25 protein-coding genes and 2 pseudogenes are annotated in these 25,381 nt (G+C 37.3%); 18 read left to right on the forward strand and 9 right to left on the reverse strand.

Going from position 1 to position 25,381, the window contains the following annotated elements:
* The first annotated feature begins 122 nt into the window (after nucleotides 1–122).
* From NIZ91_01680 to NIZ91_01690, 3 genes and pseudogenes are all read left to right on the forward strand, one after another.
* Nucleotides 123–344, forward strand: a pseudogene (locus NIZ91_01680) (transposase).
* Nucleotides 345–490: 146 nt separating this feature from the next.
* The gene (locus NIZ91_01685; protein ID USY55421.1) at nucleotides 491–1,198 is read left to right on the forward strand and encodes an IS6 family transposase; all 708 of its coding nucleotides are present in this window, start codon (nucleotides 491–493) and stop codon (nucleotides 1,196–1,198) included.
* A gap of 84 nt (nucleotides 1,199–1,282) precedes the next feature.
* Nucleotides 1,283–1,591, forward strand: a pseudogene (locus NIZ91_01690) (IS3 family transposase).
* Nucleotides 1,592–2,146: 555 nt separating this feature from the next.
* On the opposite strand, the gene NIZ91_01695 reads toward NIZ91_01690, so the two are convergent.
* Both NIZ91_01695 and NIZ91_01700 read right to left on the reverse strand, forming a co-directional pair.
* Entirely contained in the window at nucleotides 2,147–2,398 is a 252-nt protein-coding gene (locus tag NIZ91_01695; protein USY55422.1) for a hypothetical protein, read from the reverse strand.
* Between the two features lie 206 nt (nucleotides 2,399–2,604).
* The gene (locus tag NIZ91_01700; GenBank protein ID USY55423.1) at nucleotides 2,605–3,222 is read right to left on the reverse strand and encodes a TetR/AcrR family transcriptional regulator; all 618 of its coding nucleotides are present in this window, start codon (nucleotides 3,220–3,222) and stop codon (nucleotides 2,605–2,607) included.
* Nucleotides 3,223–3,371: 149 nt separating this feature from the next.
* Here NIZ91_01700 and NIZ91_01705 point away from each other — a divergent pair, with 149 nt between their 5' ends.
* The 9 genes from NIZ91_01705 to NIZ91_01745 all read left to right on the forward strand — a co-directional run bounded on the left by NIZ91_01705 (nucleotide 3,372) and on the right by NIZ91_01745 (nucleotide 12,852).
* Nucleotides 3,372–4,106 carry an alpha/beta hydrolase gene (locus tag NIZ91_01705; protein ID USY55424.1) on the forward strand — a complete coding sequence of 245 codons (735 nt, stop codon included), beginning with the start codon at nucleotides 3,372–3,374 and terminating at the stop codon, nucleotides 4,104–4,106.
* A 24-nt stretch (nucleotides 4,107–4,130) separates the two neighbouring features.
* Nucleotides 4,131–4,274 carry a hypothetical protein gene (locus tag NIZ91_01710; protein USY55425.1) on the forward strand — a complete coding sequence of 48 codons (144 nt, stop codon included), beginning with the start codon at nucleotides 4,131–4,133 and terminating at the stop codon, nucleotides 4,272–4,274.
* 94 nt (nucleotides 4,275–4,368) lie between these two features.
* A complete protein-coding gene (locus NIZ91_01715) occupies nucleotides 4,369–5,049 on the forward strand; it encodes a hypothetical protein (protein ID USY55426.1) in 681 nt (226 codons plus the stop codon).
* A gap of 170 nt (nucleotides 5,050–5,219) precedes the next feature.
* Complete coding sequence (locus NIZ91_01720; protein ID USY55427.1) at nucleotides 5,220–6,944, forward strand: ABC transporter ATP-binding protein/permease; 1,725 nt, start codon at nucleotides 5,220–5,222, stop codon at nucleotides 6,942–6,944.
* A gap of 49 nt (nucleotides 6,945–6,993) precedes the next feature.
* Complete coding sequence (locus NIZ91_01725) at nucleotides 6,994–8,817, forward strand: ABC transporter ATP-binding protein/permease (GenBank protein USY57065.1); 1,824 nt, start codon at nucleotides 6,994–6,996, stop codon at nucleotides 8,815–8,817.
* A 58-nt stretch (nucleotides 8,818–8,875) separates the two neighbouring features.
* Complete coding sequence (locus tag NIZ91_01730; GenBank protein USY55428.1) at nucleotides 8,876–9,565, forward strand: pseudouridine synthase; 690 nt, start codon at nucleotides 8,876–8,878, stop codon at nucleotides 9,563–9,565.
* A 71-nt stretch (nucleotides 9,566–9,636) separates the two neighbouring features.
* On the forward strand, nucleotides 9,637–9,867 hold the full coding sequence (locus NIZ91_01735; GenBank protein ID USY55429.1) for an excisionase family DNA-binding protein: 231 nt from the start codon (nucleotides 9,637–9,639) through the stop codon (nucleotides 9,865–9,867).
* A 169-nt stretch (nucleotides 9,868–10,036) separates the two neighbouring features.
* Complete coding sequence (locus tag NIZ91_01740; protein USY55430.1) at nucleotides 10,037–11,008, forward strand: BMP family ABC transporter substrate-binding protein; 972 nt, start codon at nucleotides 10,037–10,039, stop codon at nucleotides 11,006–11,008.
* Nucleotides 11,009–11,055: 47 nt separating this feature from the next.
* Nucleotides 11,056–12,852 carry an ATP-binding protein gene (locus NIZ91_01745; GenBank protein USY55431.1) on the forward strand — a complete coding sequence of 599 codons (1,797 nt, stop codon included), beginning with the start codon at nucleotides 11,056–11,058 and terminating at the stop codon, nucleotides 12,850–12,852.
* Between the two features lie 32 nt (nucleotides 12,853–12,884).
* Here the strand turns inward: NIZ91_01745 and map are convergent, their stop codons facing one another.
* On the reverse strand, nucleotides 12,885–13,631 hold the full coding sequence (gene map, locus NIZ91_01750) for a type I methionyl aminopeptidase (protein USY55432.1): 747 nt from the start codon (nucleotides 13,629–13,631) through the stop codon (nucleotides 12,885–12,887).
* A 229-nt stretch (nucleotides 13,632–13,860) separates the two neighbouring features.
* On the opposite strand from map, the gene NIZ91_01755 reads away from it, so the two are divergent.
* On the forward strand, nucleotides 13,861–14,925 hold the full coding sequence (locus NIZ91_01755) for a lactonase family protein (protein ID USY55433.1): 1,065 nt from the start codon (nucleotides 13,861–13,863) through the stop codon (nucleotides 14,923–14,925).
* Between the two features lie 124 nt (nucleotides 14,926–15,049).
* Nucleotides 15,050–16,051: a nitronate monooxygenase gene (locus NIZ91_01760; protein USY55434.1), complete on the forward strand. Its 1,002-nt coding sequence runs from the start codon at nucleotides 15,050–15,052 to the stop codon at nucleotides 16,049–16,051.
* A gap of 28 nt (nucleotides 16,052–16,079) precedes the next feature.
* Here NIZ91_01760 and NIZ91_01765 read toward each other — a convergent pair whose 3' ends face one another.
* Entirely contained in the window at nucleotides 16,080–16,745 is a 666-nt protein-coding gene (locus tag NIZ91_01765) for a hypothetical protein (GenBank protein USY55435.1), read from the reverse strand.
* 236 nt (nucleotides 16,746–16,981) lie between these two features.
* On the opposite strand from NIZ91_01765, the gene NIZ91_01770 reads away from it, so the two are divergent.
* Complete coding sequence (locus NIZ91_01770) at nucleotides 16,982–17,503, forward strand: M15 family metallopeptidase (GenBank protein ID USY55436.1); 522 nt, start codon at nucleotides 16,982–16,984, stop codon at nucleotides 17,501–17,503.
* A 44-nt stretch (nucleotides 17,504–17,547) separates the two neighbouring features.
* On the opposite strand, the gene NIZ91_01775 is transcribed toward NIZ91_01770, so the two are convergent.
* From NIZ91_01775 to NIZ91_01790, 4 genes are all read right to left on the reverse strand, one after another.
* Complete coding sequence (locus NIZ91_01775; GenBank protein USY55437.1) at nucleotides 17,548–18,096, reverse strand: PepSY domain-containing protein; 549 nt, start codon at nucleotides 18,094–18,096, stop codon at nucleotides 17,548–17,550.
* Between the two features lie 169 nt (nucleotides 18,097–18,265).
* Entirely contained in the window at nucleotides 18,266–18,958 is a 693-nt protein-coding gene (locus NIZ91_01780) for a PepSY domain-containing protein (GenBank protein ID USY55438.1), read from the reverse strand.
* 64 nt (nucleotides 18,959–19,022) lie between these two features.
* A complete protein-coding gene (locus NIZ91_01785; protein ID USY55439.1) occupies nucleotides 19,023–20,381 on the reverse strand; it encodes a HAMP domain-containing histidine kinase in 1,359 nt (452 codons plus the stop codon).
* Between the two features lie 5 nt (nucleotides 20,382–20,386).
* Entirely contained in the window at nucleotides 20,387–21,070 is a 684-nt protein-coding gene (locus NIZ91_01790; protein USY55440.1) for a response regulator transcription factor, read from the reverse strand.
* A gap of 176 nt (nucleotides 21,071–21,246) precedes the next feature.
* Between NIZ91_01790 and NIZ91_01795 the strand changes: the two genes are divergently transcribed.
* The 3 genes from NIZ91_01795 (at nucleotide 21,247) to NIZ91_01805 (ending at nucleotide 24,386) form a co-directional block, all read left to right on the forward strand.
* Nucleotides 21,247–22,776 carry a sodium:proton exchanger gene (locus NIZ91_01795; GenBank protein USY55441.1) on the forward strand — a complete coding sequence of 510 codons (1,530 nt, stop codon included), beginning with the start codon at nucleotides 21,247–21,249 and terminating at the stop codon, nucleotides 22,774–22,776.
* A gap of 59 nt (nucleotides 22,777–22,835) precedes the next feature.
* Complete coding sequence (locus NIZ91_01800; protein USY55442.1) at nucleotides 22,836–23,360, forward strand: type 1 glutamine amidotransferase; 525 nt, start codon at nucleotides 22,836–22,838, stop codon at nucleotides 23,358–23,360.
* A gap of 540 nt (nucleotides 23,361–23,900) precedes the next feature.
* The gene (locus NIZ91_01805) at nucleotides 23,901–24,386 is read left to right on the forward strand and encodes a DinB family protein (protein ID USY55443.1); all 486 of its coding nucleotides are present in this window, start codon (nucleotides 23,901–23,903) and stop codon (nucleotides 24,384–24,386) included.
* Nucleotides 24,387–24,410: 24 nt separating this feature from the next.
* On the opposite strand, the gene NIZ91_01810 is transcribed toward NIZ91_01805, so the two are convergent.
* Complete coding sequence (locus tag NIZ91_01810; protein ID USY55444.1) at nucleotides 24,411–25,160, reverse strand: lipase family protein; 750 nt, start codon at nucleotides 25,158–25,160, stop codon at nucleotides 24,411–24,413.
* Nucleotides 25,161–25,381 lie beyond the last annotated feature (221 nt).

A 25,381-nucleotide genomic window follows, 5' to 3' on the forward strand; every position in this document is an offset into this window, starting at 1 on the left:
TGATATTCTCCTTTCAAATAACTTAATTATCGAATTTACTAAATATTATAACATTTATTGACGTTTTTTAACAGCTTACTATTACAGCCATTCTTGAAAAAGGGTAGAGGGAGAATGCTACAATGACAAATCATGATGCGGAAAAATTATTAAATCGGATTTCAAAGCGTCAAGATTCCGTATTACTACTTGCAGTAAATCCAAACGTTCCATTTGACAATAGCTTAGCTGAGCGGGATTTACGAATGGAAAAGGTGAAACAAAAAGTCTCGGGCCCATTTCGGAGTGAGGCGTGTGCACAAAATTTCGCACTGGCACGAAGTATTTTGGTTACGCTAAAAAAACAAAAAAGAGATTGTTTGAATCTATAAAACAAGTAATGAAAACAGGAAAAATAGGGTTCTGGTGCAAAAACTTCAAAATATCTGCAAGTATTCTCTCAAACTTGGACATACTGATACTATTACTCTAAAAAAAGGACGTGATCAGTATGGAAAAACAAAATCTATTCAAGTGGAAACATTATCAACCTGATATTATTTTATTAACCGTGAGATGGTACCTACGGTACAGCCTCAGTTTTCGTGATTTAGTCGAAATGATGGAAGAACGCGGATTATCTATTGCTCATACAACCATCATGCGCTGGGTTCATCAGTATGGTCCTGAATTAGATGAGCGAGTACGGCGTCATCTTAAGCCAACCAATGATTCTTGGCGAGTCGATGAGACGTATGTAAAAGTCAAAGGTCAATGGATGTACCTATATCGTGCCGTTGATTCAGAAGGAAATACGATTGATTTTTATTTAAGCAAAACAAGAGATCATAAGGCTGCAAAGCGATTTTTCAAGAAAGCTTTGCGGTCTTTTCATGTTTCAAAGCCTCGTGTTATCACAGTAGACAAGAACCCATCCTATCCTATGGCGATTGAAGAGTTGAAGAAGGAGAAAAAGATGCCCGTAGGCATCCAACTAAGGCAAGTTAAATATCTTAATAATATTGTGGAACAAGATCATCGTTTTATTAAAAAGAGAGTTCGTTCGATGTTAGGGTTGAAATCTTTTCGGACAGCTAAATCTATTCTTTCAGGAATAGAAGCAATGCATATCATTAAAAAAGGACAACTTGCTTTACGGGACAAGTCTGTCCACAATCAAGTGAAGTTCATTCATCAACTATTTGGAATGGCTGCATAAGAACAGATTCCATTAGGAGTCTATATACCTCTTTCAAATAAATGCAATCTTTGCACCAGAACCATAAAAGGTAATTTACATACGGTTCAAATGTTCCATACTGACCGAGGAAGAGAATATAAGAACCAAGTCATTGATGAGGCCCTAGAAACGTTTAACATCAAGCGATTTCTAAGTTTGAAAGGCTGTCCGTATGATAATGCAGTAGCAGAAGCAACATTCAAAATCATCAAAACAGAGTTTGTAAAGAAACGTCATTTTGATAGCTTAGAAGAGTTACAAAGAGAGTTTACAGATTATGTGCACTGGTTTAACCATCTACGCATCCACGGTACTTTAGATTATTTAAGTCCAGTGGAATACAAATTTACGCACCTTAAGAAAACTGTCTAGTTTAGTGTTGACAATCCAATTAATTTGGTGGCTGAAAGGACCAGTTCCATTGCAATATAGCACTCCTTTCAAATGAATAGACGCACTAAGCAAAACATTAAAGACTAATATTTCCATTTTAAATGCTTTGCATGTACATTGTAAAGTTTGAAATTTGAATTATCAGACTTATTTTAGCTGAAGAGAAGATATTTAAAGCTTATATTTATTAGTAAAGAACTAATAAATAGTCAAGGATGAAAAATTATTATTTGCAAGTTTATAAGGCGAATAGTCATGTTATAAACTCATTTTCCTGGGTTCCAATTCATAAAAGTGAGCACTTATCTTCTGATAAGTATTTAGAACATTTAAGATTCAAAAAGATAAAAAAAGAATTTATATTTTATATAAATAGACTCTTTATCGAATCCAATAAAAGAATCTTTGAAAGACAACCATTCATACATATCTTCAAAGATACACACCTTATCGTATAAATATAATTTGAAGAAAAATTAATTTTAAAGGCCTCAATTATTTCTTGATAAGTGAGACCTTTTGTTTTTTTATGGATTAATGGTACAAACTCATTCCCCAGGTCCGAATATCATAGAAGCCACAATCAATCCTTTCTTTCTCTTCGCTTAAATGGCTCATTAAAGATTTTGGATAGTGATCAGTCATACAATCAATTTGTACACTATCGTTTGGGCTATTTAACAAAACGCAAAACATTGCTCCATTTTCATAATCCATTCCGACACAGTGTAGTAGTGAAAGTTGCTTTGTTCGAAAAACAAACATTAATTGAAATTTTTTCTTCATTAGTTACTCTCCTATATAAATATTTTCAGTAAGAGATCACAGTATCAATGCTGCTCACCCTCTATTTACTGAAGAGTAGCCTATCAACATCTCGTGTGTTGCCATGTACAGTCCAGACATGTGGAATCAGTGGCAAAGCTTATTTTAAAAGAAGACAACTAACCTTATAAGGTTAGTTGTCTTTTTTATTAAAAAGGATAGTGCCTTCACTTGGGACTAATGCCTTCCCAAAAAAGGTCTACTAACGACTGAGCAGTTTTTTCGGGCCCTCCGAGTTCATTGATCAATTCTTTTTTATTTCGAATCATAGTGACTGTTGAAAATGCATGGGCAAGGAGAAGGGGATTACTCTGAACGATATCACCGTCTTCCATCGCTTGTTTGAAAATATCTTCCAGTGCTTGATGCACTTCTTTCTCTGCTCCACGAATTTTTTTTATATGATCTTTTGTAAGTGAAGAAGTAGCCTCGTTTAATAGTGTTTCAAAGTCGATATGCGGTGTTTGAAGATGATTTAACGTGACTTCATACAATCGAGTTTTTAATCCTTTTGAACTTTGTAACAGTCGCTCTGTTTGGATTGTAATACGCTCAAACATACTAGATACGGATACCGTAAATAAATTTGCTTTATTTTTAAAGTAATAGTACACGCTTGCTTTTGTTACGTCACTTGCTTCTGCGACTTGTTCCATTGAGACACTTTCATATCCATATGTCATAAAGAGATGAGCTGAAGTTTTCAAGATTTGCTCCCTCGTTACATTCTTTTCAATTGTTATTTTCGGTCTTCCAGGCTTTTTCTTCGGTATGTTATCACTCATAGGGAGCCTCCTAGTTCAAAAAATAGACATATTAATTTAGTTGATTAATTAACCTTTTGGTATATATAATTATTTAAAGGATCTAATATTAGTTTAATGGATTTAAGTAAATCAAACAAATTTAATTACAAGGAAAAGAGGGTTTATAGATGAAGAAAAAAATAGGCTACCTTTTGGCTAGTATTGTCGTTCTACTAGTATTGGGGTTTCTAGGATTTTTTATATGGTCACAGCAAACATATGAACCATCTGAAAAGCTTTATACACTCATAGATAAAAAAGAAATTAAGCAAGAAGAAGATTGGGTTATCTTTAATCCTAAAGAGAATAACCAAATTGGGATCGTGTTGTATCCAGGTGCAAAAGTAGAACCTGAAGCTTACAGTTACTACGGTAAACAATTAGCAGACGAAGGTTATCTGGTTGCAATACCCAATGTAAACTTTAACTTTGCCTTGTTTGACTCAAATAAAGCGCAAGAGGTAATAGATAGTTATTCATCAGTAAACAAGTGGATCGTAGGTGGCCATTCTTTAGGAGGAGTTACTGCTTCTAAATTTGCCTACGCTCATTCAAAGGAAGTAGACGGTTTAATTCTGCTAGGTTCTTATCCTGATGAAGCATCTGATTTCTCAAACACGAACCTTCCTATTTTGTCTATATACGGTGAAAAAGACGGCTTATCTACAAAAGATAAGATTCAAGACACGGAGCAACTTCTTTCGAAGAATGCAACAATGCATGAGATAAAAGGTGGAAATCATGCTCAATTTGGAATGTATGGACCGCAAAAAGGAGATATGAAAGCATCTATCCCCGTTAAAAATCAGCAGGATGAAATGGCACAGACTACACTAACATGGATAAAAGAAAACAAATACTAAGCATTTCTTTGGAGAGTGAGTCGTATGAATTCAATTGATATGATCATTAAAGCATTAAAAAAGCAAAATATTCGGGTTGAAAAAGTACGAGTAAAAAAGGATGACCGTGCCGAATGGTCACTTTCACAGGCATTAGAAAAGCCAAATGTCGTAATCAAACAGAATTAAAAGAAGTGATTAAACATAATTTTATTGAGCTATTTTGATTAATAACGATAGCAATCTATGTTTGAAAAGGTTGTTTTTATAAAAAGGAGTAAAAATGATTGATACCATTCTCTATCTACTATTTACTATTTTCTACGTAGCATTGTTTCTATTCAGTATCAAATTAATTAAGAAGAGAGCATTATCGGTTTATATGCTTTCTTTTCCTTTAGTAATCATAGGTTTGATCTATGATAATTTAATTATCTTTATAGGTTCATTTATTGGCGAGGGGAATATACTCTTTGCTCTTAGCTTGCTCCGCTTCTGGTTCCATGCTTTGTTTACGCCAACACTTATTTTGTTTGGGTATGGGGTCGCAAAACATGCCAATATTAGCTGGGCTAACAAGCCAATTGTGAAGGTGTTTTTTCTAATAAGCACAGCAATCCTTATTAGTTATGAAGTAGTAAAGACAATTAGTCATGATATGGCAGCTATAAGTGAGTATGGTATTACTCGCTATGGAATTGTAGGAACATCTGGTCCACCTATTATGGTGATAGTTGTAGCGCTTATCTTACTCTTTATCGGTATCTTAATCTTCAAGCACATGAATTGGAGCATCATGATGATTGGCGTAGCAGTGATGATTGTAGGAAGCGCAATTCCTTTTTCTCTTCCAAGTACAGCTGTGATAAACCTGTTTGAAGTTATATTTATGTTATCCTTAGCTTTGACTCATCGTCACTTAGTAAAGATGTATCAGTATAGATATGTTTCTCAGACTGGCTAAACTAGCGTTCAAAGTACACAAAAAGCTCAAATCCAAACGGAATTGAGCTTTTTTTATCTTCTCAAAACTGCTTTCTACGTAAAAAGATGGTAAATTGTTTAATCATTTAAATATAATAAAACTATACGAGCTGTTCGCTGGCAGTCTATTAACTAAGTGTGGGGTGATGTATGGGTAACTACAGAGGATACATAAAAAAATATTATAAGCCTTTTAGCATTGCACTTTTGTTCCTAATGCTAGAAGCGATTTGTGACTTGATGCAACCAACGATTATGGCAAAAATTATTGATGTTGGAATAGCCAATCGGGATTTAGACTATGTGCTTCGGATGGGAGCGGTGATGCTTGGCGTGACGCTGCTTGGAGGAGTAGCAGCTTCGACACGTAGCATTTTAGCAAGCATCACGTCTCAAAATTTTGGGGCTGAGCTGCGCCTTGATTTGTTTAGAAGAATTCAAACTCTTTCTTTTAAACGAATCAATAACTATGACCGAGCGTCGTTAATTACGAGACTAACAAATGACGTGACGCAGGTGCAGCTGTTTGTGAACGGTTTGATGAGAATTTATATTAAAGCGCCTTTACTAGCAATTGGCGGCCTCATTATGGCAACCACGTTAAATATTCATTTATCTGTGGTACTTATGGTTGTCGTACCGATAATTGTGGTTCTGCTTATTACGAATATTAAACTCAGCATTCCGCGCTTTGCAAAGCTTCAGAATGCACTCGACCGAGTCAATGGATCGATGCGAGACTATTTATCAGGTGTTCGCGTAGTAAAAGCATTCAATCGCTTCAATTATGAAACAGCAAAATTTAGCAGGTTTAACGATGAGCTTCAGGATAAATCGGTTGCGGCCACAAGAGTCATTGCTATTTTTAGTCCAATTATTATGCTTGTGATGAACGTAGGAATTGTGGCCGTCCTTTGGATTGGGGGTCATGGAGTAGAAAGCGGTACAATTCAAGTGGGACACGTCGTGGCGTTTACGAACTATATGACGCAAATTCTCTTTTCACTTATGATGATTTCTATGGTATTTAATATGTTTGTCCGAGCGAGAACGTCAGCTGGCCGCATTGGTGAAGTGCTAGGCGAAAAAAACGATATGACGTGGACAGAGGAACAGTTTGTTTCTAATCAAGGAGGAAAAATCGAGTTTGAAAATGTGTCTTTTTCATATAATGCAACATCGCAAGAACTGGTCTTAAAAAACGTTACGTTTACGTGTATGCCTGGAGAAACTCTTGGTATTATCGGAAAAACGGGTGCGGGAAAAAGCAGTCTTGTGAGTTTAATTCCACGCTTATATGATGCAACGAGCGGAACAATTAAACTAAACGATAGCGACATTCGGGAGATTGAGCCAAAAGCCATACGTGAAAGAATTGCGATTGTTGCTCAAAAAGCGATGTTATTCACGGGGACGATTGGTGATAATATCCGCTGGGGACGAGAAGATGCGTCTGAAGAAGAAGTACAGCTAGCAGCTGAAATGGCTGATGCAAATGGATTTATTCAAAGGTCAAAAGCGGGGTATGAAACGGAAATTGGACAGGGTGGAGTTAACTTATCGGGCGGCCAGAAACAGCGAGTTTCGATTGCTCGAGCGCTAATTAAACAGCCTGAAATCTTAATCTTAGATGATAGCACCAGCGCGGTGGATATGGCGACTGAAGCAAAGATTAAACAATCGCTGGAGAGATATGCTAATGACATCACGTGCATTCTCGTTTCACAGCGAATCTCAACGGTAGCAGATGCAGACCGAATTCTTGTAGTTGATAACGGTGAGATTGTTGGAAACGGCAAGCATGAGGAGCTATTACAAACGTGTCAAGCTTATAAAGAAATCTACGAATCACAGTTTGAAAAGGAGGTGCGTTAACTTGGCGCAAAGAACCAATCAAGAAGTGAAAAAGGATAGCGCACCTCTTATGCCTGGCCGCCAGGGTGGCGGAGGAGCGGCTCGCTTTCAACGGCCAGTGATAAAACCGAAAGATTTTAAAGGAACGATGAAGAGGCTCTGGTCTTATTTTGGAGAAGATAAAGGGCTTTTGGCGACTGTTTTTCTGTTGACGATGATGGACTCCATCATCGTGCTGTTCGTTCCATTTTTAATTGGGAAAGCGGTAGATACGATGGCGCTGACGAAATCTGTTTCGTTTAGCGTGCTCAATACCGTGATAGTGACGCTTTTGGTTGCGTACGTCACAAGCTCTTTATTAAATTTTTCACAGGGCTGGATGATGGCCGGAATTATTGGACGAATGGTTAAAAGATTAAGACAGCATTTGTTTGGTAAGCTGCAAAATCTACCTGTGGCCTTTTTTGACTCACGCACACATGGAGAAATGATGAGCCGATTAACAAACGATATTGATAACGTCAGCACGTCAATTTCTCAGTCTATTACGCAGCTCATGTCTGGTGTAATTATTTTAATAGGGTCATTAGTGATGATGCTAGTCTTAAGTCCGTTACTTACGCTAGCAAGTCTTATTACTATTCCTTTAATGTTTCTTTTAACAAAGTCGATTGCTAGAAAAACAAAAGTGTTATTTAAAGAGCAACAAAAAGAGCTAGGCATGCTTAATGGGCATGTTGAAGAGATGATCACTGGTTTGGAGGTTGTTAAAGCCTATAATTATGAAGAAAAGTCCATTCACCGCTTTGAAGAAGTGAATACGAGACTGCGAGAAGTTGGTATAAAGGCACAAATATGGTCAGGATTTTTAATGCCGATGATGAACGTAATTAATAATTTTGGCTTTATGGTTATTGCCGTTGTGGGGGGATATTTAGCTATTAATGAGCTCATTACAGTAGGCTTAATTGCAAGTTTTATCACCTACTCGCGCCAATTTGTACGTCCGTTAAATGATCTTGCGAATATCTTTAATACTCTCCAGTCTGGCGTGGCCGGTGCTGAACGAGTATTTGACGTGTTAGATAGTAAAGAAGAAGATGCAGACCCTAAGAATGCCATTGATTTAACAAACCCTAAAGGGATTGTGGAATTTAAAAATGTGAGCTTTGGTTACAGCGATGATGCATTTATTTTAAAAAATATTAGCTTTAGGGCAGAAGCAGGCAGTAGCACGGCTTTAGTTGGAACAACTGGAGCTGGAAAAACAACTATTATTAATTTACTCACAAGGTTCTATGAGATTTCTGAAGGGCAAATTTTAATTGATGGAATCGATATTCGGAACTACACGAGAGAAAGTCTGAGAAAATGCTTTGGTATCGTGCTTCAAGATACATATTTATTTTCAGGAACCATTATGGACAACATTCGATACGGAAATCCAGAAGCAAGTGAACAAGAAGTAAAAGAAGCGGCTAAAGTAGCGAATGCAGATTACTTCATTAATCAATTGCCAAAAGGGTATGAGACTAAGCTAGCGGAAAACGGTGATAATCTGAGCCAAGGTCAAAAGCAGCTGCTTGCTATATCGAGAGTGCTGCTTTCAAATCCATCAATGCTTATTCTGGACGAAGCAACCAGTAATATTGATACGCGAACCGAATTGTACATTCAGGAGGCACTACGCACCATCTTACAAGGGAAAACGAGCTTTATTATCGCCCATAGATTAAACACTATTCGTCATGCAGATACAATTATGTTTATTGAAGATGGCAACATTAAAGAAAAAGGTAATCATGATGAATTGATGGATAAAAAAGGAGCGTATTACAGCATGATTCATCAGCAATTTGTCACCCCAATGAATTTACCTTATTCAAATTCTTAATGCTTTTTAACATTACATTCTCTAAAATAAAGAAAAAGGTAGAGAAAGCGAGTAGAAGATGAGAATTCAAAAGTATATTAGCGAAACAGGTTTTTGTTCGAGAAGGCAAACAAATCGCTTAATCATAGAAGGTAGAGTAACGGTTAACGGAACCGTGAGCGATAAGAATACAATGGTAGCAGAGCATGACGAAGTTTTAATTGATGGAAGAGCTATTCCGTGTAAGGAACACTCTGTTTATTTAGCGCTTCATAAACCGGTGGGTATTACCTGTACAGCAGCTAAAGAAGTAGAGGGAAATATCATTGATTTTGTAAATTATCCAACGCGAATCTTTCCTGTCGGCCGCCTGGATAAAGCTTCCGAAGGTCTTATTTTAATGACAAATGACGGTGATATTTTCAACAAGATTCTTCGATCAGAGCATGGTCATGAAAAAGAGTATGTTGTTACAGTGGATAAGGTAATTACAGAGCAGTTCGTGTTACAAATGGAAAGCGGTGTTGAGGTTTTAAATACCATAACTAAGCCGTGCAAGGTCGAAAAAATAAGTGACAATGTGTTTAAAATTATTTTAACTCAAGGACTTAATCGGCAGATTAGAAGAATGTGTAAAGCATTAGGTTACCGAGTTGAGCGTCTGCAGCGGGTTCGTATTATGAATATTCACCTAGGAAATTTAGAAGCGGGGGTTTGGAGAGAGCTGTCCCAGCAAGAATTAAATGAACTATTGAAAGAGCTTCAATGACTTATTGAAGCTCTTTCCTTTTAAACGTGGTATTCTAGAAGTAAGTTATTATTTGAAAGAAGGAATAAAAAATGTATTTAACAATAACAGAAGCAGCTGAATATTTATCCTTACCTGAGCAATATATTGAAAGTCTTATTCAGCAGGGGAAGATTCGTACTGTTTTTGACGGTGAACAATACGTAATAAACAAAGAACAATTTAATACGCATTTTGAACAGCTTGAAAAATATAAAAAGCAGATGGAAGAATATTTAAGTGAGCCTATTCCAGAAGACATGGATGTAAAAGACGAAGATTAATTCTTACTTTTTTAGAGGTCATTAAGTCCGTTTCAGCTACTAAAAAGAAGCATTTTAGTACTGATATGCGCAAAAAATGTCGAAAAAAGAAAAAAAATGACTGAAAATGTAGTTTTTAAGGGTTTATTTTTTGTATAATAAAGGAAGAAGTTGAAAAAGGAGAATTATATTGGAACAAGCAAAACAATCAAAAATAATTATCTTTATTGCGGTGCTGTTCTTTTTCATTCTTTTTGCTGTTATTATGCTAAAAGCACAAGGGATTTTACATAATCAAGGTGCAGAACCAGCTGAAAAAAAACATGTGGCGATTTTAACTAGTGATGCTATTATAGATCAGAGCTGGGGAAGTTTAGCCTATAAAGGGAAAGTGAAAATTGAGAATGAATTCCCCGTCATTGCAAATGTTTACAGTCAGCTTGATAGTAAACAAAAGATAGAAAATGCTGTCCAGGCTGCAGTTGAAGAAAAAGCCGAAGTCATTATTGGTCATGGAAGAGAGTTCTCTCCTTTTTTTAATAAATTAGCAACCTCTTATCCACATGTTCACTTCGTTACAATACACGGTACCGCTGAACATTCCAACCAAACAGTCTATACGTTTGATCAATATCAAACTGAATATGAAGCAGGAGTTGCGGCTAGTTTTAAAACAAGTAGTAACAAGGTAGGCCTTATCGATGCATTTGAAGCTCGTGAGAAAAACAAAGGCTTTGAAAATGGATTGATGACGGTGGATGAGGATATTGAATTCTTTTACCGAGTGGTAAATAGCCGAGATGATAGTAAAAAGGCTGTTGAGTTAATGAATGAATTAGTAGACCAAGGAGTCGACGTCATTTATGCTAAAGGAAATTCATATAATCGAGATATTATTAGTACAGCTAAAGAAAAAGGAATTTATGTCATAGGTTATCTTGATGATCAATCGTATATGGGGGAGAATCAAGTACTAACAAGCGTTATTAATGATGTACCAGAGTCTTATAGCTCCATTATGAAGGATTATTTTAGCGAAAGCGGTTTACCATCAGGCATGGTCGTATTAGATGAGAATGATGGTGTGTACCGACTTGCTCCTTTTGGTCCTATGTACACAGAAAAAGAGAAGAGAGCAATCGAGAATAGCATAGAAGAATAGTAGCAGGAAGCTAGCAATATAGAAAGTATACAAAGAAAGAGATGATTATGAAGAATGTGATAAGTAAGCTTTCGTTTCGGAGTAAAATCCTGAGTTCACTCTTGGTTATTGCCTTGTTGTTGAGCAGCCTGTCGTTTATTTTTGTATATTCAATCGATGATTTGAGTCATGTTAGCCAAAGATTAAAAAATGAAGAAATTCCAGAGTTAGTTTGGCTTTCTCATTGGGATGAAGAGCTTCATGTTAAGCAATATATTGTTTCAAACAATCTAGAAAGAGATAATTGCTGTACAAGCGTAGTAACAGAATATAAGCAATATGGTAATCACGCAATAAGCAAAGTAGAAAATGATAAATTGGCTTTTCCAGCATCGCTCCAACAATTGAAAGAGCAAATTGAACTGCTCGATTTTCAAATGAATAATAATGTTGCAGGGTTAATTGATTACGGAGATCAAGAAGCAGTTGCTACTTATCTTGAAGAGGTTTATTTGCCTCAGCTATATAAAGTACAAGGCGAGATTCATGATCAAAAGAAAGATGTATCAAATTCCTTAGGTGAACTGTCTAGTGATTTGCCGCTTATTATTCGGAATGCACTAATTGGATTATTAATTTCAATGGTTGTCATTGTATTCTTGTCAATTTTTATTTCCTACCGTATGAGCAGAATGTTGACCAAACCTGTGGAAAGCATGACTGCACGAGTCAATCGGATTGCTGATGGTGAATACGGATTACGACTAGAAGAAGAGCAGCAAGTCGAGTTTCTTAGACTAAGCAAATCAATCAACAAGATGTCTCAAAATCTTTCTGAGTCTTTTCATAAGATAACGTCAGAGAAGACATACCGTGAGCAAATATTAAACTCATTGCCTGTGGGTATTATTACAGTTGATCATTACAATAATCATCTTTTCTTAAATGGAGCAGTAAAAAAGATGTTAATGATTAGCTTAAGCGATGTTCAGCATGCTTTACATTATGAAGGAAACGAGAACGAAGCATTTTGGCGTATTTTACGTGAGAAAAAAGTAAAAAGACATCAAAAAGTAACGTACCAGCTAAACCAAGAAGAACGCTGCCTGCTGGTTTCTCAATCACAGCTAGTGAATGATGAAAACAATGTGGTCGGTCGGATTTTTCACTTCATTGATATCACTGATACGCAGCAGTTAGAACGTCGAATGCATCAATCAGAGAAACTAGCATTAGTAGGAGAATTAGCTGCAGGAGCAGCTCATGAAATTCGTAATCCACTAGCGGTTATTCATGGCTTTTTATCACTTATGAACCACGGGCTTTCTATAGAGGATCGAAAATCGTTTCAGGTTGAGCTATTGCTTAAAGAGCTTGAGCGAATCAATTCAATTGTAGAAGAAATGCTGATGCTTGCAAAACCAGGAGCACCCGTTATGAAAGCAAAGAGAATTGATTATGTATTAGAAGAGATTATTTCGTTTATTACCGCTAATAATCAATCCTTTATGATTCAAGTACAGATGGAAAAAGCAATGGTTTGGATTGATGATAAACAAATAAAGCAAGTGGTTCATAATTTGCTACGAAATAGCTTAGAAGCTATGAACGGGGCCGGTAGGATGGAAATCACCGGAATGGTGAAGAGAAATCAATACTGCATTTATCTAAAAGATAGTGGCACGGGCATCCCAGAAGAGGTTCAAAAGAATATCTTTCATCCGTTTAATACATCGAAGGAAAACGGCACGGGATTAGGTTTGACCATTGTAAAGACAATTCTTCAAAATCACGGTGGAGATATTGAATTAGTGGAAACATCTGAAAAAGGAACAACGTTTATGCTGACGTTGCCAATAAATTAAAAGACTGCCTGATGTTCAGGCAGTCTTTTAATTTATTGTTCGGTTAAAATAACCGGCCCCTCTTTCGTAATTGCAATGGTATGCTCGTACTGCGCAGATAGTTTTCCATCTGTTGTACGCGCTGTCCATCCGTTTTTATCCATTTTGGATTGCCAAGTTCCTACGTTTACCATTGGTTCAATTGTAATAACCATTCCTTCTTTTAAACGAGGTCCTTTCCCAGGTTTGCCATAGTGAAAAATGGTTGGTTCCTCATGCATTGTGTTACCAATGCCGTGTCCAGTAAAGTCACGAACAACGGAAAAGCCTTCTCCTTCCACATAAGATTGGATAGCATACCCAATATCACCTGTGCGATTTCCTACCTGTGCTTGCTCTATACCTTTATATAATGCGTTGTACGTTACATCCATCAAGCGCTTTGCTTCATCAGAGATTTCCCCCACCTTATGAGTCCATGCTGAATCGGCTAAAGCACCATTTAAGTTAACCACCATATCGATAGTCACAATATCTCCATTTTTTAGAGGTTGCTTCGTTGGAAAGCCGTGACAAATCTCATCGTTCAACGATGCACATGTGGCGAACTGGTATCCTTTATATCCCTTTTGCTCTGGCGTAGCACCGTGTTTTTCTAAAAAGCTTTCAACAAATTGATCAATTTGATGCGTTGTAATACCTGGTTTAATCATTTGTTCAATCTCTTTATGACATTGAGCTAATAACTTACCTGCTTCATGCATTAAGTTGATTTCGCGTTCACTTTTTAATGAAATCAAGTAAACTCCTCCTTTTGAGTGTATATTCTCTATATCTAAAATGGATTTAAAAATCCAAACTAAGTTTAATCCAAATTTTATGATAACGCTCCCTAAACTAAAAAAGCAAGAAACCCGCTTGATTTCATGTTTGTAAAAAGACCATTCAGGGGAGAGTAAAAATGAGACTTGCGCTATAGTTATGATATAGTTAAAAGATAGAATCAATAATTTAGGAGGGTATGCAGCGATGACTCGAGGAAAAACGTTTATCGGTTACGTTGGAACGTATACAAAAGGTTCAAGTGAAGGAGTTTACACATTTACATTTGATGCAGAGAAAAAGGAATTAAGGGATGTACGAGCAGTAGCTAAAATTGATAACCCTACATATGTGAATATTAGCAAGAACAATGAATACTTATATGCTGTTGTAAAAGAGGGAGATAAAGGAGGCGTAGCTTCTTACAAAATCAATCCTGAAAACGGCGATTTAACATTTATTAATAACCAAATGCTTGAAGGACCTTCACCGTGTTATGTGGCAGTTAACGATAACAATGACCAGGTGTTAACTGCTAATTACCATCGAGGAAGTATTGAATCATACGTAACTTCTTCTCAAAGCGGAGAAGTGTGGCCAGCTGCTTCAGTTATGCAACATGAAGGAGAAGGCCCGAACAAAGATCGTCAAGAAAAACCACACGCTCACTATTCAGATTTTACGCCAGACGGTAAGTACGCTGTAGCGGTGGATCTTGGCACAGATGAAATCATCACGTATGCTGTTGGAAAAGAAGGGAAATTAACAAAAGCTCAAACGTTTAACACATCACCTGGCGCTGGACCAAGACATTTAACGTTCCATCCAAATGGCAAGTATGCGTATGTGATGACAGAGCTAAGCAATGAAGTGTTAGTGTTAGAATATAACGCTCAAGATGGGAGCTTTACACAACTACAAGCAATTGCAACTTTACCAGCAGATTTTACTGAAAATAGCCAAGGAAGTGCGGTTCATATCTCATCAGATGGCCGTTTCGTCTATGCTGGAAACCGTGGGCATAATACTATTGCAACGTTTGCTGTTAGTAACGACGGTTATGAACTTACGTTTGTTGAGTGGACGGATACAAAAGGAGACTGGCCACGTGATTTCGTATTAGATCCAACGGAAAAATTTATTGTGGCATCTAATCAAGAGACTGGAAACTTAGTGTTGTTTGAACGAAATGAAGAAACTGGCAAGTTAACGTTCGTAGACTCAATTGTTGATGTACCATACGCGGTTTGCGTAAAGTTTTTAAATGTATAAATTAACTTGTTGTTTGAAAAACCTATCTGCTTAAGCAGATAGGTTTTTTTGTTTATCAACAGGAAACGTAGAGGATAGTAAAGAACATGGAGAGTATAACGTTAGAGAGAGGGTGAAATGATTAATGTTTAACAGCAAATATCCATTAATTCAAGCACCGATGGCAGGAGGAATATCTACACCTAAGCTGGCTGCTGCTGTTTGCAAAGCTGGAGGAGTGGGCTTTCTTGCCGGAGGTTATAAAACAACATCTGCTTTAAAAGAAGAAATAGAACAGCTGCAAAAGCAACAACCCGGTGTATTTGGCGTTAATTTATTTGTACCAGAAGAAGAAGGAAACTATGACCTCAAACAGTATGAAGAGCGTATAAAAAGTACGGCAGTTACGTTGCAGGAAGAAATAGGTGTTCCAAGATACCATGACGATGAATGGAAGGATAAACTTATGCTCTTAGCAAATCATCCTGTTCCATTAGTTAGTTTTACGTTTGGCTGTCCAGAAAAAAATGTTATTCGAACATTGCAGAAGAAAGGAACCGTCGTTATCGTAACGATAACAACACCAAAAGAAGCCAAGCTGGCAGCTGAAGCAGGGGCGGATGCACTTTGCTTGCAGGGGATTGAAGCGGGTGGCCATCGCGGAAGCTTTAACAATCAAAAAGGCAAAGAAGAAGACTATGGAATTTTAGAGCTCATAGATCTTGTAAAAAAGCAGTCTAGCTTGCCGCTTATTGCTGCCGGTGGAATTATGGACAAAGATGGTGTAGAGGTAGTATTGAATGCTGGGGCTAGTGCCGTTCAAATAGGAACAGCTTTTCTTTGTTGTAAGGAAAGTGGGGCGAACTCTACCTATAAGAAAGCATTATTAAATAAAACGTACAAAGAGACGGCCATTACCCGAGCTTTTACAGGCAGGCGTGCTAGAGGTTTGGCAAATACATTTTTGCTTTCCCATACTGACTCCGCTCCAGCAGCCTATCCGCACGTTCACTATATGACCCAGCCGCTTCGGAAAAAGGCTGCTAAGCAAGGGGAGGCAAATTATCTTTCCCTTTGGGCGGGTATTGGTCACAATAAAGTAAAAGAGTGCTCAGCCCAAGAGATCGTACGGTCCTTAATGATGTAAAAAACAGAGGCTTAATCAGCCTCTGTTTTTACGATTGGACAAAATGCTTATGCTTTTCATGATGAAAGTTTCCACCTAAATCTTCTACTTTCTCTTTTGTTTCTTGTAAAATTGCTCTTGCTTCTACTTTCTGTTCATCTGTTAATCCTTGTAATAGATGCCCTTCACGTTCTGGGAAAGTGATTCCAAGCTCTTTAAGCTTTTCAATACCTTCTTTTTTCGTAATAGAACCTTCTTTAATTTGATTCATAATCTTTTTCGCTTGCTCTTTTTGCTCTTCAGTTAAATTAGAAAGCGGGTGTTTATGCATTTTTTTAGGTAGGTTAATACCTTGCTCTTTTAACTTAGTATAGGCTTCTTCTTTTGTTAAAGAACCATCTTTTACTTGTTCCATAATGTTGTGAAACTGTTCTTTTTGCTCTTTCGTTAAGTTGTGGAAAGGGTGATCTTTTTTCTCGGGAAATACCACACCGAGCTTTTCTAATTTTGTTTTTGCCTCGTTCATAACTACATCCACTTTTTCTTGCGTTTGGGCATCTAGCTGAACGTCTTCTTTGTAGTGATTTGTTCGCTGAACGATTGTATTTTCGCCCACATTGTCTTTTGTTGCCGCAAACACAGGTGTGTTTACCGCTGCTACTGCGCCGAGAGTTAAACTGCTGGCCAACACATAGCCGAGCCACTTCTTGTTCATTTTTTTCACTCCTTTTTATGTTAAGTTCCCCGATGAAGGAACAACATATGAGAAGTATGTTGTTCACATTTGATAATGTAACCAGCAATAGTGAAAAAATGGTGAAAGTAGCAAAAAGATTTAAAAAAGATGAGAGGAGCATATTTCCAAGAGTGAATTTCTTTTCATTCGTTGCTGAGTATACTATGCTTATTCTTAATTTATTACATGTATAGGCAAGGAGCATAAATAAAAACATGAATGCGGTAGAGACAATTCTTAAGTTGCTATTAATCGGCATTATTGCGTATGGATTAATCTTTTTTGTTCAAAAAAATTGGCCTATTTCTCCTTTTGGTCCCAGTTTAAGTGAGTTTAAAGACGCAACAGACCTTCATCCCGATGTAGCTGAAAAAAGAGATCAGCTTATCGAAAAAGCAAAAGCACAGGGAATAGATGTTGTCATTACGGATGGCTTTCGCTCATTTGAAGAACAAGACGAACTTTATGCCCGTGGCCGAACGACCGAAGGGCAGATTGTCACGTACTCAAAAGGTGGCGAATCTTATCATAACTACGGTTTAGCGATTGATTTTGCGTTGCGAGTCGATAATGGCGATATTATTTGGGACATGGAGTACGACGGCAATGGTAATGGTAAATCTGACTGGATGGAAGTAGCTGAAATTGGTAAAAAACTTGGCTTTGAGTGGGGAGGAGACTGGCAAGGATTTAAGGATTATCCTCATTTTCAATTAAGGCCTGAAGATATAAAATAACGCGCTTAGAATAAAGCTAAGCGCGCTTCTATATAAAAGAGGGATTAATCGTCCCACTCAACCTTTAATACGTTTCCGTTAATAGCGTCAATATCAACATTGACTTCACGGTTATCCTCAGTGTGAATTTCAATCTCATAGCGCAGCTGGTGATCGTCGCGGTCTAACTCTGTTTCAACAATGGTTCCAGCTTGCTCTTTTAGTGCTACTTTTGTTGCTTCCTCTAATGAAAATTTAGCTTCTTCAATGCTTATCTCGCCATCACGGTCATCGTCATCATCGCTATCTAAACGTTCTTGATCAAACTCTACTACTTTTCCAGAGTTAAAATCAACGTCTACATCGTATTCCCACTCACCATTTATAATTTCAAATTCATATTTTTTCGTTCTATCATCTGTATCCACGCTCATCTTTGTAATGTTACCACCATTTGTTTGTTCTAGCGCAATTTCTTTTGCTTGCTCTTCTGAAATCGTTGTTGAGTTGGCCGATACGGATTGTAAAGGCTGTTTATCTGTCATAGCGTAAGCACCAGCGCCTAATCCACCTAAAACTAAAGTTCCCGTTAATAACGTTGCCGCAAGTTTCATAATCAATAACCTCCTTGTTTTGTTTACATCCTTATCTTATCCAGTGAAGATTAAAGGAAAAGGAGAGAAAGATTAGAATTTGATGAGAAATCGGATAGTTTTTGAGGAAATGCTCTCATAATTCATAGAAAAAAGCTTATCCGTGCTACAAAACTAGCAGGATAAGCCTTTAATCATCGTCTGTCTCAAACTGAATTGATACGATTTCACCAGAATAGGCATCGATAAGTACAGTTGCTTCTTCACTTGGGCTTTGATCAATTTCTACTTCATATAAAAGCTCATCGTCATCATCTTCTAGCTCCACCGATGAAATGGTGCCCTTTACTTTTTCTAGCGCAATTTTTTTGGCTCCTTCTTTGCTGATAAGAGTGGTTAACTGTTCATTTTCCTGAGCAGTAGAGACGTTTGCGATTGAACCATCTGAACGATTGACTTTCACAATATGAGTGCCGCCATTATTCTTAATTGTTATATCATAGTGGTCATTGCTTTCTTTTACGTTTTCCACAGTACCTTGTACACGTTCCGCTGCTTTCTTTTTTGCTTGCTCCTGAGTGAGCTGTGCACGAGGTTTCTCTTCGTTCGTTGATTCACTGACTTTTGAAAAATCGATAATGTCACCAGAAGCTCTATCAACCATGATTTCATACGTATTGTTTTGATTGGTAAGCTGTACGTGAAACTGATTGTCTACTTTTTGTATTCGATCAATCTGACCTTCGTATTTTTGCTTAACGAGGCTTTGTACGTCGCTTTCTGATAAAGAAGAAGCACTGGTATTGTTTAAAGCTGTTACCCAGTACCAAATTCCGATGGCCACAGCAAGCGCGATTAAAACCATAATCAGTGTTCGTTTCATAGTATCACCTCCAGCTGATTATCTCATTGGTTTATGATAATGAAGTTAAAATAAGATTAAAATTTCATGAGAAATGAATTGGTAAGCGGATTTGTACAGTTGTGCCTTTTTCTTCTTCACTTTCAATCTCAATGGTACCTTGGTGTGCTTTAACAATTTTTGATGCAATAGCTAGACCTAGACCAGAACCGCCAGTTTCTCGACTTCTTGCTTTATCAACACGAAAAAAGCGTTCATAAACGTGTGTCAAGTCCTCTTTTGGAATGCCAATTCCATGATCTATTATGGTAATAAGGCATGTTTTATCTACTGCGTTGACGATTAATTCTACTGACTCTTCACTATATTTAATTGCATTATCTAATAAAATATAAAGAAGCTGCTTAAGCTTTTGTTCATCACTACTAACTTGAATCGAATGCATTGAAGGCTTTACATGAATCGTTCGCTGGAATGCTTGCTGCAGACTACGACCGGTTTCAATACATAGGGTGTTAATATCAGTGGGCTGTATGTGTAATTCCAGCTGGGAGTCATCTTTTGCTAAGACAAGCATTTGCTCGGTTAAAGCTTTCATCCGAATTGACTCTGAGTGAATAGATTCAACGGCTTCTTCCAGTATATCAGGCCGCTTCATTCCCCAGCGCTTGAGCATATTGGCATAGCTTTCAATGACTGTAAGCGGTGTTTTTAACTCATGAGAAGCATCGGATACGAACTGCTCCTGCTTTTTATAGTTTTCTTCAAGTAAATCCATCATATTGTTAAACGTACTAGCCATTTGATCAAGTTCATCTTTAGAGGATGACTTCGTTGCAATTCGTTTAAAGGTACGTGAGGTTTGAATATCTTCCATTGTATGAATAAGTGATTGAATTGGCTGTAAAACCACTTTGCTTAAAAAGCGACCACCAATAACGGTTGGAACTAAAATGATAAAAGAAGCGACAATTAGAATGATACGTAAAATACTTAAAGACTGCTCAACATCCACTAATCGCTCGGTAAGTTCCAGGCTCACAACATTACCGTTTGTCCAGATAATAGGCATTGATGCACTTGCATAAATGGCGCCTGATTTCTGTGTAACATCAGTGTGTTCGTTTGTTCGATAGGTTGCGTTTAAACTACGAAGCGATAGCTCATCCTTTAAAGTTGTTAGTAAGGTTTTGTTATTTTCATCAATAATGCGAATCATCCCGTTTAAAGGAACATAAGCATTGAATAAATTTCGAGGTTCAACAGCGGTTGAGCCACTTCTGTTAAAGCCTTCTGCAATATCATTAACTTGGCTATCTAAGCGTTCTATGGCATGGTCTGTCATGGTTTTTTTAAAGATAAAATAGATTGAACTATTGGTTACAAGAAGCAACAGGATAAGAAGGAGCGTTGTAAATAACGTAATTTTCGTTTTTAGCTTCATCTTATTTATTCCTTTAGCATGTAGCCAACGCCACGTACCGTATGAAGGTAAGGGTTTGAATAAGGTGCATCAATTTTTTTGCGAAGATAGCGAATATACACATCTATTACGTTTGTATCTCCATAATAATCAAATCCCCACACATTTGTCAGAAGTTGCTCTCGACTAAGAACTTGATTTTTATTTTTTAATAAGTAAACAAGTAAATCGTATTCCCTTGGCGTGAGTTCAATGGTATTTCCTTCTCTTATGACTATCCGTGTTTTTTCGTCAACGGTTAAGTCGCCAATTTGAAGAATTGAACTTTCTTCAACGGTAGTAGACTGATGACGAAGCCAGACGCGAATTCGGGCGAGCAATTCTTCAATTTCAAATGGCTTTGTCATATAATCGTTTGCTCCTAAATCAAGTCCGCTAATTTTATCAGGAAGTGAATCGCGAGCTGTTAGTAAAATAACTGGGATGAACTGGTTGTTTGCTCGTATTCTTCTTAATACTTCAAGCCCACTTAATCCTGGAAGCATGACGTCAAGGATGAGTAAGTCAAATTGTTGACCTTGAAATAACGACAGCCCGTCTGCACCGGTATGAGCAGTGGCAGTTTCGTATCCTTCATATTCCAGTTCAAGTTGAATAAGTCTTGCAATTTTCTTTTCATCTTCAACAATTAAAATCTTTCCTTTGCTCACGATAGGCCTCCTTAACAGTAGTATGTAATTGCGTACATTATAGCATGAAAAGAAGTGGCAAGCTGTTTTTAATAAAATAGTAATAGATTTTCAAATAAAGGTTGATTTATATCTTTTATTAATGAATAATAATTAATATAATTATATATTTATTCATTAATATAGGAGGATTTTTTATGGAACACATGGGTTGGGTTTCGTTAATACCAGCTTTTATAGCTGTTGTTCTTGCACTTATTAGTAAAAATGTTATTTTATCTTTATTCATGGGTGCCTTATCCGGGATTGTTATTTTACAAAAAGGAGCACCAATTGCATCAGTTCAAACATTCATTGGTGATTACTTATTCGTTCAGTTAACGGATAGTTATAACGCTGGGGTGTTAGTATTACTTGTGTTTATCGGTGGATTTGTAGCGCTTGTAGAGAAATCTGGAGGAGCAGGTGCTTTTGCAGAAAAGGTCATACATGTGTTAAATACGCGTGTGAAGACCCAAGTGTCAGCTTGGCTAGGCGGTATTTTAATCTTTTTCTCAGATTTGGGCACACCCTTAATTGTAGGACCAGTTTTTGAAAAAGTATTTGATAAGATGAAGATTTCACGTGAGAAACTTGCATGGATTATTGATTCAACGTCGTCCCCGGTTGCTGTTTTAATTCCGTTTATCGGTTGGGGCGTGTATATTATGGGACTTATTCAAAAAGAATTTGACGCTTCAAACGTAACAAGTATGACAGACTGGGAAGCTTTTGTGGGAGCTATTCCATTCCAATTTTATTCAATCTTAACGGTTATTATGGTACCTTTGGTAGTTATGACAAAGCTTGATATTGGACCAATGAAGAAAGCAGAAGAGAGAGTACAAACAACCGGCAAGCTATATTGGGATACATCGATTCCACTGCGAAAATCAGAAGCAATGAACGAAATTCAGCAGACAAAGAGCAAGGCGAGTTTTATTATTGTTCCTTTGCTAGTTTTGTTTATCACGCTGTTTGGAATTTTGATTTCGTTAGGCTTTCCTTTTAAACAAGTGGAGGGTAGTGCGTTTCGTATAGCGTTAACGACGGGGTACTTATTTGCTTCTGTTACGCTAATTGGATTTTTGGTCATTTCAAAAGTGAAAAAATTTGCTGAAACGATGGACATTTATTTTCAAGGTATGCAAAAAATGATGGTTGTGGCAGCGACGTTAGTATTAGCTTGGGCGCTTGGAACGGTAATGAAGGAAATGGGAACAGCTAATTATATAGTGGAAGTTATTGATGGCAATTTGCCAGTTTTTCTAATTCCAGCTTTACTATTTGCCATTGGGGCAGTCATGTCACTTGCTTCTGGAACATCATGGGGAACGTTTGCGATTATGATGCCGCTAGCAATTCCGATGGCCGTTCAGCTTGATGCTCCACTGCTTGTTTGCATTGGTGCTGTTCTATCGGGAGGTATGTTTGGAGATCACTGTTCCCCAATTTCAGATACAACTGTGCTTTCTTCTACTGGAGCGGGCTGTGACCATATTGATCATGTCAAAACACAGCTTCCATATGCACTAGTAAATGCAGGTTCAGCATTTATAGCTTTTTTAATTGCTGGTATTTTCGGTCATGTTGCAACGCTCTTACTTGCAATTGTATTGATGGCTCTAACGGTTTGGATTTTATCGAAAAGAAAGAATCAATCCGCGTCGAATACACTTTCACACTAGAAGCTTACATTTTCAAGGGGTAATCAGAACATGCTATACTGAACAGTGGAGGTGTCGAGATGCGTTTAGAAAATAAAAAAGTAATTGCGCTTGTAAGCGAAGACTTTGAAGACTTAGAGTTATGGTATCCTGTCATGCGACTTCGTGAAGAAGGAGCTGAGGTGCATTTAGTTGGTGAAAAGGCTAAGGAAACATATAAAGGAAAATACGGAGTGCCTGCTGTGTCCGACTATGCGTTTTCCGATGTGAAAGCAAACGATTATGATGCCATCTTAGTACCAGGAGGATGGGCGCCAGATAAACTGCGCCGCTATCCAGAAGTTATTGAAATGGTTCAACATATGGACGAGCACAAGAAGCCAATTGGCCAAATTTGTCATGCTGGCTGGGTATTGATTTCAGCGAAGATTTTAAAAGGCCGTAACGTTACAAGTACGCCTGGTATTAAAGATGATATGGAGAATGCTGGTGCTATCTGGCATGACGAAGCAGTTGTAGTTGATGGCCACATTATCTCAAGTCGTCGTCCACCAGATTTACCACCGTATGCAAAAGCATTTGCGGACGTTTTAGCGGAGAAATAAGAGGTAAGTAAAAACTATTTATTCAAATGAAAAAAGCGAGCAAGGAAATCCCTGCTCGCTTTTTTAGCTTTCATATTAAGTAACTTGCCTTTGTGCAAGTGTAAAAACAAATTCATTTTATGATTAAACCCATACTAATAAGGATTTAAATTTTCTCTGCTGTTTGGGACACAATTAGCATTGATTGTGTCTGCTCATATGGATTTATCCATTGCCGCGGTTCATCAATTCCACACGATCGTTTAACCTAAACGACGCAAGCCCTACCTCTCTTGCATCCTTACGGCTCCGAAGCCGATCCAGTGTGAGTAAGTTGTTTTTAAAAACATGTGTAGAATGCCAGTATTTTTACCTTGCATTTTACAATACATCCTCTCAAGTTACTTCTTTTTGAAGTTAGAATCATAATTCTACGCAATGTTAGTTTAAAAGTCAAGGATATGTTTTTGATTTTAAAAATATTTTTGTGGTAAAGGATATTATTTTTCGAACAAAGTAATATTTGATACGATAAAAAAAAGATAATAAAGGAGTGACATTATGAATACGAATCAAGCCTTTCGTGAAGAACTACTAGAAACTGTTTCAACTTTGTCATATGAAGAATTAAATCAAAAAGTATCAGAAGAAAAATGGAGTATTATGCAGGTATTAGAACACTTGTATCTAATGGAAGAGATGATTGTAGCTCGCGTGTATTATCAGTTGCAAAATGGAGAGGACAAGTCAGCACAAAAGAAGCCGTTTCATTTAACAACGGATCGTTCTCGGAAAGTACCTGCACCTCCACAGGTCACTCCTTCAGAAGAACCACAGACGTTAGAGGAAATGAAGATGAAGCTTGCAACATCGCGTACGAAGCTAGAAGATATTACTAAACGTGTAGCGACAGAGGAACTACAGAAAAAGTCGTTCCCTCATCCAATCTTTGGTGATATGGATTTAGCTCAGTGGATTGAGTTTGTAGGTTATCATGAAAAGAGACATCTTTTACAGATTGAAGAGTTAAAGGCAGAAATGAACTAAAAGCAGGTGCTTCCACCTGCTTTTTTAATTTGGAGAAAGAATCGGATAATCAGACATCGTCCAGATACCCACGCTATAGGTTTTAGGACTATGATTTTCTACCGTACTTCCCCCTTGAATCGTAAATAACAATTTTAAAGGGTCATCTGCATAGTACATCGTTTCTTTTGTATACGGGTTATAAAATACTTTAGGAGGAAGTTTTGGGACGATATCCGTTGTATTGATAAACGATCGGCTCTCAGGTACTAAGCTTGTATAAGTACGAACAAAGTTTAAATCTCCAACTCGTGGAGATGCGTAGTTGTACATGGTGACGCCTGGGAAATTTGTGTTGGTCACAACATCAAGAGCATGCAGCGTAGCGAGGGCAGCCCCAAGACTGTGTCCGGTAATATAAAGAGGCTTGGCTGGTAAGGTAGCGTACGTGGACAGTATCTCATCTCGACATGATTCATAAATGTTTAAAAATCCTTCATGAACAAGGCCTGCATTTTGTGTATAAGGGTAAGGCCGCTGGTGGATTTGAGCATCTGCAATCCAATTTGCTTCTGATTGGGTTCCTCGAAACGCAATAACAATTGCCTCATCTGATTCTAAAATAAACCCAAACCACTCTTTTTTTCCAAGGACAGATGCTTGGAATGCTTTAATAAATTGATACCCTTTTGGGACCTCGAACGTACCTGCTTGCTGATATTGTTGATAGCTTAGTACACACATATAAAGAAGATCTAGGGCAAGCGGTCGATAAAACAAAGGTTCAATTTTCATATTTAAGCCCACTTTCTCTAATAAACGTTTTTCTCTCAACTTATGAAAAAATGGAACTTTGGTGCTTGTTTCTCTTAGAGAACTGGCGTGAGAATAAAAATATGCGTAGAGTTATAAAAAAATGATATCGCTTTCTTTTTATGAAAGATAGTTATAGAATCTATAAAAACTATTTATTTTTGTATAAAATAACTAAATTTAAAATAAATAATCAAAGTTAT

This window comes from Bacillus sp. 1780r2a1, from assembly GCA_024134725.1.
In the GTDB taxonomy this organism is placed as follows: domain Bacteria; phylum Bacillota; class Bacilli; order Bacillales; family Bacillaceae_H; genus Priestia; species Priestia aryabhattai_A.

Excerpts from the sequence above, each read along its gene's own strand:
- NIZ91_01770 (USY55436.1), top strand. The coding sequence starts at position 16,982 with ATGAATGCGGTAGAGACAATTCTTAAGTTGCTATTAATCGGCATTATT.
- NIZ91_01755 (USY55433.1), top strand. The coding sequence starts at position 13,861 with ATGACTCGAGGAAAAACGTTTATCGGTTACGTTGGAACGTATACAAAA.
- NIZ91_01795 (USY55441.1), top strand. The coding sequence starts at position 21,247 with ATGGAACACATGGGTTGGGTTTCGTTAATACCAGCTTTTATAGCTGTT.
- NIZ91_01685 (USY55421.1), top strand. The coding sequence starts at position 491 with ATGGAAAAACAAAATCTATTCAAGTGGAAACATTATCAACCTGATATT.
- NIZ91_01695 (USY55422.1), bottom strand. The coding sequence starts at position 2,398 with ATGAAGAAAAAATTTCAATTAATGTTTGTTTTTCGAACAAAGCAACTT.
- NIZ91_01700 (USY55423.1), bottom strand. The coding sequence starts at position 3,222 with ATGAGTGATAACATACCGAAGAAAAAGCCTGGAAGACCGAAAATAACA.
- NIZ91_01785 (USY55439.1), bottom strand. The coding sequence starts at position 20,381 with ATGAAGCTAAAAACGAAAATTACGTTATTTACAACGCTCCTTCTTATC.
- NIZ91_01705 (USY55424.1), top strand. The coding sequence starts at position 3,372 with ATGAAGAAAAAAATAGGCTACCTTTTGGCTAGTATTGTCGTTCTACTA.
- NIZ91_01800 (USY55442.1), top strand. The coding sequence starts at position 22,836 with ATGCGTTTAGAAAATAAAAAAGTAATTGCGCTTGTAAGCGAAGACTTT.
- NIZ91_01720 (USY55427.1), top strand. The coding sequence starts at position 5,220 with ATGGGTAACTACAGAGGATACATAAAAAAATATTATAAGCCTTTTAGC.
- NIZ91_01780 (USY55438.1), bottom strand. The coding sequence starts at position 18,958 with ATGAAACGAACACTGATTATGGTTTTAATCGCGCTTGCTGTGGCCATC.
- NIZ91_01810 (USY55444.1), bottom strand. The coding sequence starts at position 25,160 with ATGAAAATTGAACCTTTGTTTTATCGACCGCTTGCCCTAGATCTTCTT.
- NIZ91_01760 (USY55434.1), top strand. The coding sequence starts at position 15,050 with ATGTTTAACAGCAAATATCCATTAATTCAAGCACCGATGGCAGGAGGA.
- NIZ91_01715 (USY55426.1), top strand. The coding sequence starts at position 4,369 with ATGATTGATACCATTCTCTATCTACTATTTACTATTTTCTACGTAGCA.
- NIZ91_01725 (USY57065.1), top strand. The coding sequence starts at position 6,994 with ATGCCTGGCCGCCAGGGTGGCGGAGGAGCGGCTCGCTTTCAACGGCCA.
- NIZ91_01805 (USY55443.1), top strand. The coding sequence starts at position 23,901 with ATGAATACGAATCAAGCCTTTCGTGAAGAACTACTAGAAACTGTTTCA.
- NIZ91_01745 (USY55431.1), top strand. The coding sequence starts at position 11,056 with ATGAAGAATGTGATAAGTAAGCTTTCGTTTCGGAGTAAAATCCTGAGT.
- NIZ91_01730 (USY55428.1), top strand. The coding sequence starts at position 8,876 with ATGAGAATTCAAAAGTATATTAGCGAAACAGGTTTTTGTTCGAGAAGG.
- NIZ91_01710 (USY55425.1), top strand. The coding sequence starts at position 4,131 with ATGAATTCAATTGATATGATCATTAAAGCATTAAAAAAGCAAAATATT.
- NIZ91_01735 (USY55429.1), top strand. The coding sequence starts at position 9,637 with ATGTATTTAACAATAACAGAAGCAGCTGAATATTTATCCTTACCTGAG.
- NIZ91_01765 (USY55435.1), bottom strand. The coding sequence starts at position 16,745 with ATGAACAAGAAGTGGCTCGGCTATGTGTTGGCCAGCAGTTTAACTCTC.
- NIZ91_01775 (USY55437.1), bottom strand. The coding sequence starts at position 18,096 with ATGAAACTTGCGGCAACGTTATTAACGGGAACTTTAGTTTTAGGTGGA.